The sequence below is a fragment of the Phyllobacterium sp. genome (assembly GCF_037994425.1).
In the GTDB taxonomy this organism is placed as follows: Bacteria; Pseudomonadota; Alphaproteobacteria; order Rhizobiales; family Rhizobiaceae; genus Phyllobacterium.
Genome location: NZ_JBBNAM010000407.1, coordinates 1 through 16,837, shown reverse-complemented (window position 1 = coordinate 16,837; position 16,837 = coordinate 1). Strand labels below are relative to the sequence as shown.

20 protein-coding genes and 1 pseudogene are annotated in these 16,837 nt (G+C 58.9%); 3 read left to right on the top strand and 18 right to left on the bottom strand.

Annotation, left to right across the window (positions count from 1 at the left end; genetic code table 11):
- Both AAAB35_RS26960 and AAAB35_RS26955 read right to left on the bottom strand, forming a co-directional pair.
- The coding region (locus AAAB35_RS26960; protein ID WP_340671404.1) for an efflux RND transporter permease subunit at window positions 1-754 on the bottom strand (754 nt) is incomplete at its 3' end.
- Window positions 755-763: 9 nt separating this feature from the next.
- Entirely contained in the window at window positions 764-1,924 is a 1,161-nt protein-coding gene (locus AAAB35_RS26955) for an efflux RND transporter periplasmic adaptor subunit (protein WP_340671403.1), read from the bottom strand.
- Between the two features lie 265 nt (window positions 1,925-2,189).
- Between AAAB35_RS26955 and pncB the strand changes: the two genes are divergently transcribed.
- A complete protein-coding gene (gene pncB / locus AAAB35_RS26950; protein WP_340671402.1) occupies window positions 2,190-3,497 on the top strand; it encodes a nicotinate phosphoribosyltransferase in 1,308 nt (435 codons plus the stop codon).
- A 19-nt stretch (window positions 3,498-3,516) separates the two neighbouring features.
- On the opposite strand, the gene AAAB35_RS26945 is transcribed toward pncB, so the two are convergent.
- Entirely contained in the window at window positions 3,517-3,774 is a 258-nt protein-coding gene (locus AAAB35_RS26945; RefSeq protein WP_340671401.1) for a DUF1150 family protein, read from the bottom strand.
- A 56-nt stretch (window positions 3,775-3,830) separates the two neighbouring features.
- Window positions 3,831-4,253 (bottom strand): Hsp20 family protein, encoded by a 423-nt coding sequence (locus tag AAAB35_RS26940; protein ID WP_340671400.1) that lies wholly within the window; start codon window positions 4,251-4,253, stop codon window positions 3,831-3,833.
- A gap of 134 nt (window positions 4,254-4,387) precedes the next feature.
- On the opposite strand from AAAB35_RS26940, the gene AAAB35_RS26935 reads away from it, so the two are divergent.
- Window positions 4,388-5,326 carry a nucleoside hydrolase gene (locus tag AAAB35_RS26935; protein WP_340671399.1) on the top strand — a complete coding sequence of 313 codons (939 nt, stop codon included), beginning with the start codon at window positions 4,388-4,390 and terminating at the stop codon, window positions 5,324-5,326.
- Between the two features lie 137 nt (window positions 5,327-5,463).
- Complete coding sequence (locus AAAB35_RS26930; protein ID WP_340671398.1) at window positions 5,464-6,027, top strand: L,D-transpeptidase; 564 nt, start codon at window positions 5,464-5,466, stop codon at window positions 6,025-6,027.
- Here the strand turns inward: AAAB35_RS26930 and AAAB35_RS26925 are convergent.
- The 14 genes and pseudogenes from AAAB35_RS26925 to AAAB35_RS26860 form a co-directional block, all read right to left on the bottom strand.
- Window positions 6,024-6,371, bottom strand: coding sequence for a 2Fe-2S iron-sulfur cluster-binding protein (locus tag AAAB35_RS26925; protein ID WP_340671396.1), 348 nt, complete (start codon window positions 6,369-6,371; stop codon window positions 6,024-6,026). The two genes, AAAB35_RS26930 and AAAB35_RS26925, sit on opposite strands and share 4 nt — an antisense overlap.
- A 7-nt stretch (window positions 6,372-6,378) precedes the next feature.
- Window positions 6,379-7,404, bottom strand: coding sequence for an NAD(P)/FAD-dependent oxidoreductase (locus tag AAAB35_RS26920; RefSeq protein WP_340671395.1), 1,026 nt, complete (start codon window positions 7,402-7,404; stop codon window positions 6,379-6,381).
- Between the two features lie 33 nt (window positions 7,405-7,437).
- The gene (locus AAAB35_RS26915; protein WP_340671394.1) at window positions 7,438-7,974 is read right to left on the bottom strand and encodes a DUF934 domain-containing protein; all 537 of its coding nucleotides are present in this window, start codon (window positions 7,972-7,974) and stop codon (window positions 7,438-7,440) included.
- Window positions 7,971-8,726 (bottom strand): phosphoadenylyl-sulfate reductase, encoded by a 756-nt coding sequence (locus AAAB35_RS26910; RefSeq protein WP_340671393.1) that lies wholly within the window; start codon window positions 8,724-8,726, stop codon window positions 7,971-7,973. The genes AAAB35_RS26915 and AAAB35_RS26910 overlap by 4 nt, the downstream gene beginning before the upstream one ends.
- Complete coding sequence (locus AAAB35_RS26905) at window positions 8,716-10,386, bottom strand: nitrite/sulfite reductase (RefSeq protein ID WP_340671392.1); 1,671 nt, start codon at window positions 10,384-10,386, stop codon at window positions 8,716-8,718. The genes AAAB35_RS26910 and AAAB35_RS26905 overlap by 11 nt, the downstream gene beginning before the upstream one ends.
- Before the next feature lie 19 nt (window positions 10,387-10,405).
- Entirely contained in the window at window positions 10,406-10,720 is a 315-nt protein-coding gene (locus AAAB35_RS26900) for a DUF2849 domain-containing protein (RefSeq protein WP_340671391.1), read from the bottom strand.
- 18 nt (window positions 10,721-10,738) lie between these two features.
- A complete protein-coding gene (cysG, locus tag AAAB35_RS26895; RefSeq protein ID WP_340671405.1) occupies window positions 10,739-12,190 on the bottom strand; it encodes a siroheme synthase CysG in 1,452 nt (483 codons plus the stop codon).
- Between the two features lie 270 nt (window positions 12,191-12,460).
- The gene (locus AAAB35_RS26890; RefSeq protein WP_340671390.1) at window positions 12,461-13,156 is read right to left on the bottom strand and encodes an isoprenylcysteine carboxylmethyltransferase family protein; all 696 of its coding nucleotides are present in this window, start codon (window positions 13,154-13,156) and stop codon (window positions 12,461-12,463) included.
- 35 nt (window positions 13,157-13,191) lie between these two features.
- Complete coding sequence (locus tag AAAB35_RS26885; RefSeq protein ID WP_340671389.1) at window positions 13,192-13,557, bottom strand: YraN family protein; 366 nt, start codon at window positions 13,555-13,557, stop codon at window positions 13,192-13,194.
- Window positions 13,554-14,453, bottom strand: coding sequence for a 16S rRNA (cytidine(1402)-2'-O)-methyltransferase (rsmI, locus tag AAAB35_RS26880; RefSeq protein ID WP_340671388.1), 900 nt, complete (start codon window positions 14,451-14,453; stop codon window positions 13,554-13,556). The genes AAAB35_RS26885 and rsmI overlap by 4 nt, the downstream gene beginning before the upstream one ends.
- Before the next feature lie 11 nt (window positions 14,454-14,464).
- Window positions 14,465-15,628 (bottom strand): radical SAM family heme chaperone HemW, encoded by a 1,164-nt coding sequence (gene hemW / locus AAAB35_RS26875; RefSeq protein WP_340671387.1) that lies wholly within the window; start codon window positions 15,626-15,628, stop codon window positions 14,465-14,467.
- On the bottom strand, window positions 15,625-16,272 hold the full coding sequence (gene rdgB / locus AAAB35_RS26870; RefSeq protein WP_340671386.1) for an RdgB/HAM1 family non-canonical purine NTP pyrophosphatase: 648 nt from the start codon (window positions 16,270-16,272) through the stop codon (window positions 15,625-15,627). Before rdgB ends, hemW begins: the two co-directional genes overlap by 4 nt.
- A complete protein-coding gene (locus AAAB35_RS26865; RefSeq protein WP_340671385.1) occupies window positions 16,269-16,676 on the bottom strand; it encodes a VOC family protein in 408 nt (135 codons plus the stop codon). Before AAAB35_RS26865 ends, rdgB begins: the two co-directional genes overlap by 4 nt.
- A gap of 11 nt (window positions 16,677-16,687) precedes the next feature.
- Window positions 16,688-16,837: pseudogene (locus tag AAAB35_RS26860) on the bottom strand (ribonuclease PH); the annotation flags it as partial.

Below are 16,837 nucleotides of genomic sequence, written 5' to 3'. Positions count from 1 at the left end.
TGATGATGTTCTCAAAATCTTCGGGAGTCGTCACCGGCGCCTGGGCACGCACAACAATGCTTTGATCATTGCTGTTGAGCTGGCCTGCCGGCGTGTCGAAGGCCATCGTGTTGAGCGCATTGCGGATGTCCGCAATATTCATTCCGAGGCCCGACAGTCTGCCCTGATCGATATCGATACGGAAAATCTTGCTGCGATTGCCGTTGATCTGCACATCGGCAACGCCCGGCACCGAGGCAAGCACGTCCTCGATCTGGTCTTCGACGAGGACCGTCATGTCTTCTACCGCCATCGTGTCTGACGTGACGGCGAGTCGCATTACTGCGTCGGAATTGGCATCCGCCTTGACGATGCGAGGCGGGTCGACTTCGTCGGGCAGCGTGTTGGAGATACGGCTGATGGCATCGCGCATATCGGCTGCTGCCACGTTGAGATCGACGTCATCGTTGAACTCGACTGTCACGCGGCTATTGCCGAACGACGAACTCGATGAGATGGACTTGACGCCGGAGACGCGCGACACCGCGCCTTCGATAGCCGAGGTGAGCTCGCGATCGACAGTCTCTGCGGCTGCCGAGGTGAAATCGGTGGTCACGGTCACGACCGGACGGTCGACATCGGGTAGTTCGCGGACGTCGACGCCGTAGAACGCCGCCAGTCCCGCAACGACGATCAATGCGTTCAACACGAGCGACAAAACCGGTCGGCGAATGAATAGGGCGGTAAAGCCGGCCTGACCCTGGGAGGTGCTCATGTCGTCGCCTCAGCCTTGCTCGCCGGCTGATGCAAGTGGCCTTGCCTGCTCCGGTGCCGGCTGCCCCTGGATCTGGACGAGTTCGCCTTGCCGGACAGACTGGACGCCTTCGGCGACGATCTGGTCTCCCGGGTTGATCTCGGCCTCGACGAGTACGTCGGTCGTATTGCGCTGGACGATCCGCACCGGCACGCGCGACGCTTTATTATCGACGACGCGCCACACATAGGCGCCATCCGTCCCCCACTGGATCGACAGCGGATCGACAGTCGGATAGGTCTCGCCCGGAAAACCAAGCGCTACCTGGAACGCCATACCTTCGCGCAACGTGTCCTTCGGGTTGGTGATCTTTGCCTGGACGTGAAGCGTGCGGCTTGTAGGGTCAACGCGATTATCGATGGCGCTCACTGCACCGGCGAAGGATTCGCCGGGACGGGCAATCGACGTTGCCGAAACCTCTGCGCCAATTTCGACTGCCGGGGCGAAGCGCTCGGGCACCCAAAAATCGACGAGGAGTTCCGACCGGTCGTCGATGGACGCAACCTGTGTTGACGTGGTGACATAGTTGCCGGCATTGATCGGGAATATGCCGACGGTGCCGCCGATTGGCGCCCGGATGGCGCGCCGGTCGAGTGCAAGTTCGGCCTCGCGCAGGTTCAGCCGCGCATTTTCAACGACAAGTTCGGCGTCGGAGACCTGAACCGCCGACACGGTGTTGGTGGTCGAGAGGTTCTCGGCGCGTTTCAGCTTTGCCTCGGCATCCTTGAGGGCTGTCCGCGATTTGTCCGCCAGGATACTTTCTGATTCGGAATCGAGCCTGGCAATGACATCGCCATTCTTCACATGGCTGCCGGAGGTAACGAGGATTTCGGTGAGGCGCCCGGCGGCATAGGGAGTTACGGAGACCGAACTCTTCGCCTTGCCGGTGCCGATGGCCGTGAGCCTGTCATTGATCTTGGCGTCGCCTGCAGCACGAACCGTAACGAGCGGCAGTGGCTGTCCGCTCCGCTTCTGTTTTTGTCCAGAGGCGGGTTCGGTCGCCGCGGTCTGATTGCGGTCGATGCCAGCTTTCTTCAGCAAATCACTTGAACCGGGAAAGAAGTACAGCCAGCCGACCCCAGCAGCGCCAAGGATCACCATAACCAGAGCCAGTTGTTTCCAAAGCTTCATCCATCACTCCAAGACGCCGGTCCCGCGTCAAAGCAGAGCCAGCGCCTAAAATTGATTATACCCCAACGCGTCATCCAGCGCGAACGGGTGAGTTTGAAAAGACGATAAGGTGCTTTGCCTGAACCGTTAATGACAATTCGGTGAGGTTACAAAGATTTAATGGAAGGCCTAAAATCGAAGATCCGCTGAATTTGGCCAGCTCCGCTTGAAGGCGGATAGTTGCCGTGCAACATGGCTGGCGGAATATTCGCAAGGAGAGCGCCTTATGGCGACGAAGACCGATATCGCACGACGTGTGTTCAACCACACATGGAAGCTGGATCCGATCGTTCGCAGCCTGCTCGATACGGACTTTTACAAGCTTTTGATGTTGCAGATGATCTGGGGTCTGTATCCCAATGTCGACGCCACGTTTACCCTTATCAACCGCACGACCAAAGTAAGGCTTGCCGACGAGATCGACGAACAGGAACTTCGCGCTCAACTCGACCACGCGCGAACAGTCCGCTTCAGCAAGAAGGAAATGATCTGGCTTGGCGGTAATACGTTCTACGGCAAGCGGCAAATCTTCGAGCCGGATTTTCTCGAATGGCTGACCAACTTCCAGCTGCCCGAATATGAGCTGACGCGGCAGGACGGCCAGTATGTCCTGAATTTCTATGGGCCGTGGATGTACACGACGATGTGGGAAATCCCGTCGCTGACCATTATCAACGAGTTGCGCTCACGTGCCGCCATGAAACAGATGGGTCGCTTCGAACTCGACGTCACCTATGCCCGTGCCAAAGCCAAGATGTGGTCGAAGGTCGAACGCTTGCGCACGCTCCCCGACATCAGGATTTCCGATTTCGGAACGCGCCGCCGTCACTCCTTCCTTTGGCAGCGCTGGTGCGTCGAGGCGCTGAAGGAAGGCATCGGCCCGGCGTTTACCGGAACGAGCAACGTCCTGATGGCCATGGACAATGATCTTGAGGCACTCGGCACCAACGCCCACGAATTGCCTATGGTGCTCGCGGCGCTCAGCACCACAAGAGCTGAACTGGTCAAGTCGCCCTACAAGGTTCTCCAGGATTGGAACCGCTATTATGGTGGAAATCTGCTGATCGTCCTGCCCGACGCGTTCGGTACGGCAGGTTTTCTGCGCGATGCGCCCGATTGGGTGGCCGACTGGACCGGTTTTCGTCCCGATAGCGCCCCGCCAATCGAGGGCGGCGAGAAAATTCTCGCCTGGTGGCGGTCGAAGGGGAAGGATCCGCGCCAGAAACTGCTGGTTTTCTCGGATGGGCTCGACGTCGATACGATCGAGGAAACCTATCATCATTTTCGCGGCAAGGTGCGCATGAGCTTCGGTTGGGGAACCAACCTGACCAATGATTTCGAGGATTGCGCGCCTCGCTACAACGACCGCCTCAACGCCATTTCGCTCGTCTGCAAGGTGAGCGAAACCAATGGCCGTCCGGCGGTCAAGCTGTCGGACAACCCGAAAAAGGCCACGGGCGATCCGGCAGAAATCAAGCGGTATCTGGAAGTGTTTGGCGCTGAGGATCGCGTGGAACAGGCCGTCAAGGTCTGAACCACGCGCATCTCATCGTTTACTGCAGCATCACGGTGCGCAGTTCATGCTCCTGGGCGCCGACAAGCACGTTGTCGCGCTCATCGGAAAGGACGATGGGATCGCCGTTGGCGGCGAACAGCGCCCAAAGCTCGACCCCCGGTGTCATCGGCGGGAGTGCCGGAAAGCTGTGAGCGAGCTCGTCGGTCTTGACCTTGCGCATGTAGGCGACCTGCCCGGCGCCCAGCCGTGCGAATTCAATGTCGGAGAATGGGGTCTTGTGAACAGTGTTTTGCATGTCAGCCTCCATATTCGGACAGTCTATTTCGAAGCCCTGTCCTGTTAGAGCCACGATCAGTCCTCAACAGCAATGTTGATGCGTTTGACTAATCGTTCGGGTTCCGGCCGATCGAGATCGATCGACAACAACCCATTCTTCAATGTGGCAGCACTTACGCGCATTCCATCGGCAAGAACAAATATGCGCTGGAACTGGCGCGCCGCGATGCCACGGTGCAGGTATTCGCGTTCGCCTTCATCGGCCTGCCTACCGCGGATGACCAGTTGGTTGTCTTCCGTCGTAACTTCGAGATCGTCATTGGCGAAGCCAGCAACAGCGAGAACGATACGGAGCTGCTCGCACTCGTCAGCACTGCGTATGCGCTCGATATTGTAGGGTGGATAGCCGTCGCCAGACTTCGCTATGCGCTCCAGCGTCTTTTCCATCGAGTCAAAGCCAAGCAGCAAAGGGCTTGAAAATGGCGTCATTCGTGTCATTGGTGCAGTCCTTGATAAAAGCGACCTAAAAGCGAAACCCGTCATCGACAGCACTTCGCCTTTGCCAAATGATATGGTCGATCGAATCAGGGAGTTCAAGAGATGGCCGGGTTCAGGTCACGAGAAAGTAGGAAATGACGCGTAAAATCATAATCGATACCGATCCCGGCCAAGACGATGCCCTTGCCATCCTCATGGCCTTTGCCAGTCCAGAACTTGATGTGCTTGGTATTACCGCCGTTGCCGGAAATGTGCCGCTCGCCCTTACCGAGCTCAATGCCCGGAAAATCTGCGAACTCGCCGGGAGATCCGATGCAAAGGTCTTTGCAGGCGCGGATCGCCCGCTGCTGCGGCCTCTAATCACCGCCGAACATGTCCACGGCAAAACCGGACTCGACGGTCCGGAATTGCCTTTGCCGACAATGCGGCTCCAGGAGCAGCACGCCGTCGATTTCATGATCGAGACGCTGCGCCGTGAAGAACCCGGAAGCGTCACGCTATGCGCGCTCGGTCCACTTACAAATATAGCGCACGTCCTGATCAGGGCACCCGAACTTGCGCCCCATATCCGTGAAATCGTCCTCATGGGCGGCGGGTTCTTCGAAGGTGGCAATATTACGCCAACGGCCGAATTCAACATCCACGTCGATCCGCATGCGGCGCAGATCGTGCTGCAGTCAGGTGTCCCCGTTACGATCCTGCCCCTCGATGTCACGCACAAGGCCCTCTCTACGGCAAAGCGCGTCGACCGCTTTCGCGCCATGGGCACACGCGCCGGCGACGCCTGCGTCGAGCTGCTCGAATTCTTCGAGCGTTTCGATGAGGAAAAATACGGAAGCGACGGCGGACCGCTGCATGATCCGAACGTCATCGCCTACCTGCTCAAGCCGGAACTTTACCGTGGCCGCACGTGCAACGTGACAGTCGATGCCGCCAACGAACTCACGCTCGGAATGACCGTGGTCGACTGGTGGGGCATCACCGACCGCCCGAAGAATGCCTACTACATCCGCGACGTCGATGACGAAGGCTTCTACGATCTCCTCATCGAGCGCATCGGACGTATAGCCTGACCTTGAAAGGCGGCTTCCGGTCGCCATTTCATCACAAAAAGTTGAGCCGGCGTAAACGATGAGTCAGTAATTACCGGACAGAATCCTCCTGAAAGTGTAGTGTCCTTTGACGGACAGCAGCCAAGTTGGGGGATGAGATGCTGACGCGACGCTTTTTCTTGACCGGTGTTCTTGCGGCTGCCACGGCGCCGCAGGCGGCGCTCGCAAAGCCCGCCAGGAAACCATTCGTCATCAATCCGGTATTTCAGCCGCAATATGTTTCCTTCGATTCATCATTCGCACCAGGCACGGTTGTCATCGATCCACGCAGCCGATTTCTTTATCTGGTCGAGGACGGGTTCACTGCACGGCGCTACGGCGTCGGCGTTGGCAGGGCAGGCCGCGCCTTCCACGGCTCTGCTAAAATCGGGCGCAAGGAGGTATGGCCGCGCTGGGTGCCGACCAAGGGCATGATCAGCCGCCAGCCGAACAAATACGCCCGCTATGCCGGCGGAGTGTCAGGCGGGCCGCACAACCCGCTCGGAGCGCGGGCGCTCTACCTCTATCGAAACGGCCGGGATACCTATTATCGCATCCACGGTACGACGGAGCCATGGAGCATCGGCCGTGCCGTCTCCAACGGCTGCATCCGCATGATAAACGAGCACGTGATGGACCTGTACGCGCGGGTACCTCTCGGTGCGCGGGTCGTCGTGATCTAGGCTGCCACGCTGTCGCGCTGTGTGCCCGGCGCAAGCGTAACTTCGAGACCGTTGAGTTCCGCCGTCATGATCAGCTGGCAGGAAAGGCGCGAATTGTCCTCGACGTGAAAGGTCACGTCGAGCTGATCGATTTCCTCGTCCTGCGGCTCGTAGAGCTTTTCCGTCCAATCATCGCCGATATAGACATGGCAGGTGCCGCAGGCACAGGCGCCGCCGCATTCTGCTTTTAGGTCGAGGCCCCAATCGCGGATAACCTCCATCACGCGGAAACCCTCGAGGGCTTCCAGCGTGTGGCGCTTGCCGTGTTGATCGGTGACGTGGATATAGAGGGAGTCGGAGTTCATCAGTGTCCTATGCCGCCTTCAGCTTCTTCTGCAATGAGGTGGATGACGTCGTATACTGGAAGATGATCCGTTCGCCTGGCGAAACGATACGCTTTGCCGCCTGCGACATGAGCGCGGCCTCATGGAAGCCCGAAAGGATCAGCTTCAATTTGCCGGGATAGGTATTGATGTCGCCAATCGCGAAGATACCGGGTTCGGAGGTCTCGAACTTCTCCGTATCGACCGCAATCAGGTTCTGATCGAGGTTGAGGCCCCAGTCGGCAATCGGTCCGAGTTTCATCGTGAGCCCGAAGAAGGGCAAAAGGCGACCGGCCTCGATATGCTCGTCGCCTTCGGCTCCCTTGATGACGACCTTCGACAATTGGCCCTCGGCACCTTCGAGATTGCTCACCTGGCCCATGCGGAACCTGACGCGGCCTTCCTTCTCGAGCGCCCACATCTTGTTGACGCTGTCGGGCGCGGCACGAAACTCGGGACGGCGATGTACGAGGGTTACCGATTTTGCCACCGGTTCGAGGTTGAGCGTCCAGTCAAGGGCGGAGTCGCCGCCTCCGACAATGACGACGTCATGGCCGCGGAAAGCTTCGATCTTGCGCACGGCATAATGGACGCTCGTCCCCTCATAAAGCTCGATTTCCGGTACGGGCGGGCGCTTCGGCTGGAAGGATCCGCCGCCGGCGGCAATGACGATGACCTTGGTGAGGAAAACCTCATCCGCATCAGTCTCGACGCGGAAGCGACCGTCTTCGAGCTTCGTCAAGGCCGTCACCATCGTCGAGAAATGGAACTGTGGATTGAAGGGAGCGATTTGCTTCAACAGGTTGTCGGTGAGGTCCTGGCCGGTTACCTCCGGCAAGCCGGGGATGTCATAGATCGGCTTTTCCGGATAGAGCTCGGCGCACTGGCCGCCCGGCCGGTCGAGAATATCAATCACATGGGCGCGAAGGTCGAGGAGGCCGAGCTCGAACACGGCAAAGAGGCCCACAGGACCTGCGCCAATAATAACCACATCTGTTTCAATCGTTTCGGACATAGAGTGCTTTCCAAGTGATATCGTGAAGAAGGATCAGGCGACCGGGACTCGGCGCCAGCTATAGGTTCCGGGGGCCGTGTGTGATCCCCTGCCCGGCTGATAATAAACAGGCGTGTCGTGAAGATTGTGGCCGGCAAGGCGCGCAAGTGTGACCGCATGCGTGACCTTCAATGTGTCGAAGCCGGTACGAAGCATGTAGGCCACTTGATCGATCAGCACATCGCCCACAGCGCGCAGTTCGCCTTTGAACTGATGCTGGTTTTTCAGCATCTCGGCCTTCGAATAGGAGCGCCCATCATTAAAGGCGGGGAATTCGAGGGCGATCAGGGGTATGCGATCGAGCAGGGTAAGGAGCGGCTCGATGTTCTCGCCCGGGGCAACGGAGACGCCGATCCGCCGGTTCGTTGCGAACCGCACGTCATCTTCGAGACCGAGCCATACAGCAAGCGGCAGAATGACCGCGGGAGCATCTCCGGCCTCGTCCAGCGTCGCTGCCGCAATATAGGGATCCTCGCGGAACCCCTCGCGGCCCCATAGTTCACCAGCCGGCTTTTCGGAAATGTCGCTCATAAATTCGAATCCGTCAGAGAAATATTGCTCAATTGGTCGGTGAGGCCAACCAGATGAATACCGCACTCGGTTTTGTCTGAACCCGCCCAGCGACCGGCTCGATCATCCTCGCCTTCCTTGACGGGCGACGTGCAGGGCATGCAGCCGATCGAACGATAGCCTTCGGCGACCAGCGGATGCGGCGGCAGCTCGTGCGCGCTCATATAGGCCTTGAGGTCGGCTGAGGTCCAGTGAGCAAGCGGATTGATTCGCACACGCGACCCCACCGACTCGAAGACTGGCAGGCTTGTGCGTGTAGAGGCCTGGAACTGCTTGCGGCCGGTCATCCAGGCGCGGTAAGGCGCAACAGCTCGCGCCATCGGCTCGACCTTGCGAATATAGCAGCACCGGTCCTTGTTGGTCATGGAAAGCGCGCCATAGGGATCTTCATCCTTCAGGCTCTGCTTGAGCGGATGAATATCGTGTACGTCCGTCAGGCCAAGCTCGCTGACCAATTGGTCGCGATAGCGCAGCGTCGCCGGAAAATGCTTGCCTGTTTCCAGAAAGAGCACCGGCGTTGCGCGGTCGATCTGCGCGATCAAATGAAGCAGTACCGAGGATTCCGCCCCGAACGAAGAGACCACCGCGATTTCCTCATTGAAGAGATGGTCGATGGCCAGTTCGATGACATCCAGCGGTTCAAGGTTGCCGTAGCGGGCTTCGAGCGAGCGCGCTTCATCCGCTACGGTTGTCTCATTGAACTCAAGCAGCATTTGCGGCCTCGCTATAGAGCGCATCCTTGAAAGGTGCGGCGCCGACGCGCCGGTAGGCGGCAAGGAAAGTCTCTTCCTTGTCTGCGCGGATTTCGAGATAGCGATCGACGATGGTCTCGACCGCGTCGACGATCTCTTCGGAGGAGAAACCGCGACCGGTGATATCGCCGATCGTGCAGATCTCGTCGCCCGAGCCACCCAGGGAGATCTGGTAGAGTTCCTCGCCCTTCTTCTCGACGCCGAGAATGCCGATATGACCGACGTGATGATGGCCGCAGGCATTGATGCAGCCCGAGATCTTGATCTTGAGTTCACCGATGTCGGCCTGGCGCCCCGGCTTGCCGAAGCGCTCCGAAATGCGCTGGGCAACGGGAATCGACCTGGCATTGGCAAGGGCGCAATAGTCGAGACCCGGGCACGCGATGATATCGGTGATGAGCCCCGCGTTGGCCGTTGCTAGACCACCGGTCAGAAGCAGATCGTAAACGATGCGCAGGTCAGCTATCGCGACGTGGGGCAGAACAAGGTTCTGCTCATGGCTGACGCGGATTTCATCCTGCGAAAACTTCTCGGCGATATCGGCGACGAGGTCCATCTGGGCATCGGTCGCGTCGCCCGGAATGCCGCCAATGGGCTTCAGCGATATGGTGACGACGCCGTAATCCGGGTTTTTGTGCGGCGTGACGTTCTGGTCGACCCATGCCGAGAAGGCGTGATCGGCCTTGCGGGCGGCGGCAAGTCCTGACCAACCCTCGGGACGCTGCGGCAGGTTCGGCGCACGGAAATAGCTGTCGATGGCGTCCACATCTTTCTGCGGCAGCTTGAGATCGCTATCCTTCAGAACCTGCCATTCCGCCTCGACCTGGCGTGTGAGTTCCTCGGTGCCGGTCTCATGCACCAGGATCTTGATACGCGCCTTGTATTTGTTATCGCGGCGGCCACTGAGGTTATAAACGCGCATGATTGCGGTCGTGTAGGAAAGGAGATCCTCGACCGGGAGAAAATCTCTGATCTTCTTGGCAACCATCGGCGTGCGCCCTTGACCGCCGCCGACATAGACAGCAAAGCCAAGTTCACCAGCCTCGTTTTTCTTCAAATGCAGGCCGATGTCGTGGACCTGGATGGCGGCGCGGTCGCGCTCGGCCCCTGTCACCGCAATCTTGAACTTGCGCGGCAGATACGAAAATTCCGGATGCATCGACGACCACTGGCGGAGGATTTCCGCATAGGGGCGAGGGTCGGCTACCTCGTCGGCGGCAGCACCGGCGAAATGGTCAGCCGTAACATTGCGAATGCAATTGCCCGAGGTCTGCAGCGCGTGCATCTCGACCGACGCCAGTTCATCGAGAACCTTCGGCATGTCCTTGAGCGCCGGCCAATTGTATTGGAGATTCTGTCGCGTCGTGAAGTGACCGTAGCCACGGTCGTAATGGCGGGCGATATGGGCGAGCTTGCGCATCTGGCGGCTCGACAGCGTGCCATAGGGGATGGCCACGCGCAGCATATAGGCATGAAGTTGCAGATAGACGCCGTTCATCAGCCGCAGCGGACGGAACTGGTCCTCGGTCAATTCGCCGGCAAGACGGCGCTCCACCTGATCCTTGAATTGTTCCACGCGGGCAGAAACGAATGCGTGGTCAAACTCGTCATAACGATACATGAATGCGAACCTTCAAGAATTAAGCAGCGGTGGCTTTGCGCTTTTCAGCCTGCTTGCCCAGATCGAGGCGAATGGTGGGGCCGAGCTGACGGATACGCTCGCGCAGGCGCAACGGATAAAGATTGGTGCCGCGCTCTTCGACATCGATCACATTGACGTCGATAACGAGGTTTGACTTGATTGCCGCCTTGCCTGCTTCTTCAAGTGCCGTCACCGCTTCGGCGTGACGGGCGATCAGCGCGCCATCGATGTGCTCGAGCCATTCGCCATTGGCACCCAGCCATACGGCTTCACCATCGGTCAGGCGATTTGCGGTAAGAACTTTGACACTCATGATCGTGATCCTTCGCGTTCAGGCAGCATTGGTTTCAAGGTGGCGCAACGCCACGGAATTCTTGTTCTGTGCGGACAGCGCCTCGGCCTTGTCGATGGCAGCCCCGGCAACGGCATCGCCGATGACGACCATGACCGGTCCGCTCAAATCGTCACGGCGCTCGAGCGACGGCAGGTCGTTCAACGTGCCATGGAACATGCGCCGATCCGTCCTGCCCGCATTCTCGATTACCGCAACGCCTGTATCGGCATGAAGACCCGCCTCTATCAGGCGTTCTGCGACCGAGGCGGCAACACTACGGCCCATGTAGACGGCGATAGTCGCACCTGAAATCGCGAGGCGCGCCCAGTCCGGGAGAACTTCGCCAGTCATGTCATGGCCTGTCGTAAAGACGAGCGAGGAGGCAACACCGCGCAAGGTCAATGGCAACTGCATGTCAGCGGCCGCAGCGAATGCGGAGGTGATGCCTGGAACGATCTCGAAGGGAATATCGGCATCGCGCAGCGCAGCCATTTCTTCACCCGCGCGGCCATAAACAAGTGGATCACCCGATTTCAGCCGCACGACGCGCTTGCCTTCACGTCCAAGCGCAACGAGCAGATCATTGATCTCGCTCTGGCTCTTCGAGTGGCAGCCCTTGCGCTTGCCGACGGAAAGGCGCGTCGCATCGCGGCGACCCATGGCTACAACGGCTTCCGGCACGAGCGCGTCATAAACGATAACATCAGCTTCCATAAGCACGCGGTGCGCCCGCAACGTCAGTAAATCCTCAGCGCCAGGTCCTGCTCCGACCAGCCAGACGTACCCCTTGGCCGTTTCCTGATTATCGAGCAGCACTGATGCAGCGGCATGCGCGCCCGCCAGATCATTGCTGTAGACATTGCTCGCGACGGCGCCGGAAAAGAACGAGCGCCAGAATAAGCGGCGTGGCAGGCCCTTCTTGACCAAACGTTCGACTGCCGGACGATAGGCATTGGCGAGCCGCGCGAGATCGCCGAGACGCGGCGAGAAGGCGGCGTCGATGCTGGCGCGGATAATCTGCGTCAGAACCGGTCCGGTGCCTTCCGAACCGATAGCGATGGCAAGTGGTGCGCGGTTGACAATCGCAGGCGTGAAGAAATCACAAAGATCGGGACGGTCAACAACATTGACCGGAATGTACTGGCGGCGGGCCTCAGCGGCAATCTCCCGGTCCTGGTCTTCATCGCCGGTAGCGATGAAGACCAGCTTTGCGCCGGTCAGTTGCTTGGGAGCAAATTTTTCTGTGACATGTTCATAGTTGCCAGCGCGCAGGAAAGCGGCCAGCTCCGGCTCCGGCGCATCGGCCACAACCCGGACTGTCGCGTTCGTCTGGTCGAGCAGGCGCGCCTTGTTGAGCGCCTCTTCCCCATTGCCAACGACCACAAGCACTTCATTCCGAACGCGGAAAAAGGCTGGAAAGACGGATAGCTGGCTCGTAGCGATGGTCATGAACACGATAATCCCGATGATTGCAGGATTATCCATGAAAGGTCAGTGATTTATAAGGAACAGAAGTGCGCCGAATCTAGACGCGAAGCATGGAATTTCTGAAAAAGCCGGGTCTTGCGGATTCTCGTTCTACCATTCACGGCAGCACAAGGCGCCTGCTCTATCCAAACAGGCGCAACAGCGCAATGCTCCGCGCTGATAATACACGACTAGTTTTATAGTGTTAATAGGGAAATGCAAGCGCTTTTTACGTCTTTCCAAAACTCGCATTCACCAGATACCTGGAATGAGGCGGCAACGGACCCGGCCGGTGTAATTTTCATAGCCGTCGAGATTCGCCTTGAGGAACCGCTCCTCGTAAACAAGTCGAACAGCGATAATGACACTAAGCGCGATTGCGACCGGCAAAGCCCATAGTGAGCCCAGCGCGAATGGCGTTGCCAAAAACGCCAGAACGCAGCCTGAATACATAGGATGACGGACCAGGCTGTAAGGACCGGTGGAGACCACGGGCTGATCGGACCTGACTTCGATGATACTTGACGCATGACTGTTCTCCCGCAGGGACAGATAGACGATCCATAGTCCGATCAGGAACAATATGTCAGCGCCGACAACAAGGGCGACCGGCAGCGGCAGCCCCGTGAAATGCCGCTCAATACCGGGAACCATGACCATCGCGCATACGACAACACTGGCCATTGCCTGGATGACCTTTTGGTTTTGCTCCCGCTCCGCCTTTGCACCTGCGCTCAAGCGGCTTTCGACGAGACCCGGATCGTGTTTTAGGAAATAGAGCGACATCATCGTTGTCGCGACGGAAAACAGCATCCAGTAGATCCACGCCTGCCAGAATGTCAGTGCCCAGGCAGGCAGCATGAGCAGAAGCAGAAGCCCGATCATGCCCTTTGCCTGACCCCTAAGCGCCTTTTCCCTCAGTTCGTTCGGTGAAAGACCTGATCGCACGATCATTCCTCCGTATTCGCGACTGATTCGTTGGCTTAGAGAGTGAAAACGGCGGGGATGTGAACAGGCCAGCGCCACGGCAGGATAGCCACGAGGTCAAACCGCAAGGAAAGGGTGGCATGATCCGGCTGACGTGCGAGCCATTGCTCGGCGGCGGCCTCGATACGGCGTTGTGTCAGGACATTGACCGAGTCCATGGCCTGTTCGAGCCTTGCCCTCGCCTTTACCTCGACGATAGCGATCATGTTGCCGCGCCGCGCGATCAGATCGATCTCCCCGAGCTTGGTTCGGTAGCGTCGGCCAACGATGCGATAGCCTTTCAGCATGAGCGCGAGCGCGGCAAGGCGTTCGGCGGAACGGCCCCGGCGGTACGCTTTGTGCCGCGCGCCCCGACCACTCATTTCATCGCCAGCAATCGTTGATAGAGTTCGCCCTTCGGCCGCCCGGTCATGCGTGCCGCTTCACCTGCCGCCTTGGCCGGTGGCATTTCGAGGACGAGCGCGCGCAGCAATGCGTCGATGTCGTTGTCCGATCGGGGAATGTTTGCGTCCTCGATCGGCGGGCCGACCACGAGAACGACTTCGCCGCGGATGCGATCCTCGCCCTCGAACGCAGCCGCAAGCTCTTGCAGCGGGAGGGTTACGATCGTCTCGTAAGTCTTTGTAAGTTCGCGGCAGAGCGAAGCCGGTCGCTCCGCGCCAAATACATCTGCCATGTCCACAAGCGTTGCAGCCGCACGGTTCGGGGACTCGAAGAACACGAGTGCCGCATCGAGCGCCTTAAGTTGCTCCAGCCTCGCGCGCCGCTGGCCTTGCTTGGAAGATAGAAAGCCGGCAAAATAAAATGAATCCTTGAATAGCCCTGATGCGGTCAGGGCGGCAAGAACCGACGATGCGCCGGGTATGGGCACGACTTTGACTCCTGCGGCCTTGGCCTCTGGCACCAGCCTTCCGCCAGGATCGGAAACCAGCGGCGTTCCCGCATCGGAGACGAGGGCAACGCTCTTTCCGGCGAGAAGCGCCTCAATCAGCTTCGGGCCGGCGGTGTCGGCATTGTGCTCATGATAGGCGTATGGGCGTCGCGAAATACCGTATCGCTCCAATAGGACTCGGCTCACCCGCGTATCCTCGCAGGCGATGATATCGGCTGCAGCCAGGGTCTCGATGCCGCGAATGGTCATGTCGCCAAGATTGCCGATGGGAGTCGCCACGATATAGAGCGCCGGCTCAAGCGGGCGGGCCCGGAAGCTGGCACTGCCGATCTGATAGTGGCGGTCGACGGTTTCAGCGTCGGGCACGGATGATCCCCTCAAGCTGCCAGGTCGGCAATGACCGCATTGAGCACGATCGCACCCTCCTGCGTGGTTCGGATACGGCTGTTGCCGACATATTCGATTAGACCTTGCTCGGCGAGAGAGATCACTCGCTTTTCCTTGACACTGTGGCCGGTCAGACGTTCGTAGCGCGCAAGATCAATGCCTTCGACGAGGCGCAGTCCCATAAGCAGGAACTCATCACCCTCCTGCTCCCTATCGAGGCGCTCTTCCTCGACAATGCCGTGGCCCGCCGCCTCAACCTTCTCAACCCAGGTTTCCGGATGCCGCTCCGTGATCGTTACAGCGCGGGCATTCATTTCGATGAAGCGCCCATGGGCGCCGGGCCCAACACCGACATATTCGCCGTAGCGCCAGTAGACGAGATTGTGCTGCGATTCCGCGCCCGGAAGTGCATGGTTCGATATCTCATAGGCTGGGAGACCATGCTTCGCCGTAACATTCTGCGTTTCCGCATAGAGCGCCGCCGCATGATCGCCATCCGGGGTAACGAGCTTACCGGCCCGCCAGAGATTATAGAACGGCGTGCCTTCCTCAATGGTCAATTGATAGAGCGAGAGATGGTCGGCGGCATAGGAGATCGCGCGGGCGAGTTCGTCGCGCCAGGCTTCAACGCTCTGTTCGGGCCGCGCATAAATCAGGTCGAAGGAAAGGCGCGGAAAAATCTCGCGCGCGAGCGCGATCGCGGCGAGTGCTTCATCGACACTGTGCATACGGCCAAGACGGCGGAGATCACTGTCGTTGAGCGCCTGCACGCCGAGAGAAACACGGTTCACGCCGGCGGCACGATAGCCACGAAACCGATCGGCTTCGACACTGGTCGGGTTGGCCTCGAGGGTGATCTCTATGCCGTCCGGCACGTGCCAGTTCTCCGCGATGGCACTGAGCACCGATCCAACGGTATCAGGGTGCATCAGCGACGGCGTTCCCCCGCCAAGAAAGATGCTTGAAACGGCGCGCTGCCCAGTGCGTTGGCGCATCGTCGCAAGTTCGCGGGCGAAGGCGGCGGCAAACCGCTTCTGGTCCACCGGCTGATGCCGCACATGTGAATTGAAATCGCAGTAAGGACATTTGGCCATGCAGAACGGCCAATGGACGTAGACGCCGAAACCGGTTTCGCCTTTGTCGGGGTGGTTCATCCTGCGTCCAGACAATCTCGGGCGAAGTGCTGGAAGGCACGGGCACGGTGCGACAGGGCTTCCTCGTCACCGGGCTTCCAGCCGTGCTTCTGTTCCGCCGTCATTTCACCGAATGTCGTCTCATAACCGTCTGGCTTGAACACCGGATCATAGCCGAAGCCAGCAGTGCCACGCGGCGGCCAAACGATTTCGCCTTCGACCTCGCCGCGATAATAATTGGCTTCTCCGTCGGGCCAGGCAAGGCAGATAACGGAAACGAAACGGCCGCTACGTTCGCGGGCGTTCTTTGCTCCCTTTTCCTGCAAGGCCTTTTCGACCTTCTCCATGCCATGGCCGAAATCACGGTTGCCATCAGGCAATTCGGCCCAATCGGCCGTATAGACCCCAGGATCGCCGCCAAGCGCATCGACGCAAAGGCCGGAATCGTCCGAAAGGGCAACAAGCCCCGTGGCCTTGGCCGCGGCATAAGCCTTCATATAGGCATTTTCCTCAAAGGTTGTGCCCGTTTCGTCCGGCTCCGGCAATCCAAGATCGCCAGCGGAAACCACTTGAAACCCGAACGGACCCAGAAGGTCGATCATCTCCCTGATCTTGCCCTGATTGTGACTTGCGACGAGCAGCTTGCCCTTTTCGAGTTTTCTCATTCCAGATTCCATAGTTTCGGTTCGGCAAATTCGATCGAGTTTCCGCTCGGATCACGGAAATAGAGGGAGCGAGCGCCATTAGGCCACTCAAACTCGCTTTCTATATCGATACCATTCGCCTCAAGATGGGATTTCCATTCGGCAATTTCATCCCGCTTCGCCCTAAAGCACACGTGACCCGGACCGGTAGCTCCATGCGATGGGATCGGCAGGCTGCCGGGCGGGCGTTCGTTGATCAGCACGGGATCAAACAGGATCAGCACACCGGAACCGCAGCGAAAGAAAATCGAGCGCTTCGGCGTCTCCAGTATGATCTCGAGCCCGAGAAGTCCGGCATAGAAATCCCTAGCCGCCGACAGATCGGTAACGTATAGCGCCGTTTCAAGGATACCGGATGGTTGCATCGTCCTGACTTCTAGCTGACAGCCATCTTCTGCAGGGAAACCAGCCGCGTAATGCCGTTGCGAGCAAGATTCATCAAGGCGAGAAGCTCTTCTTCGGAGAAAGGTTCGCCTTCCGCTGTTCCCTGCACCTCGACGATACCACCCTTGCCGGTCATGACAAA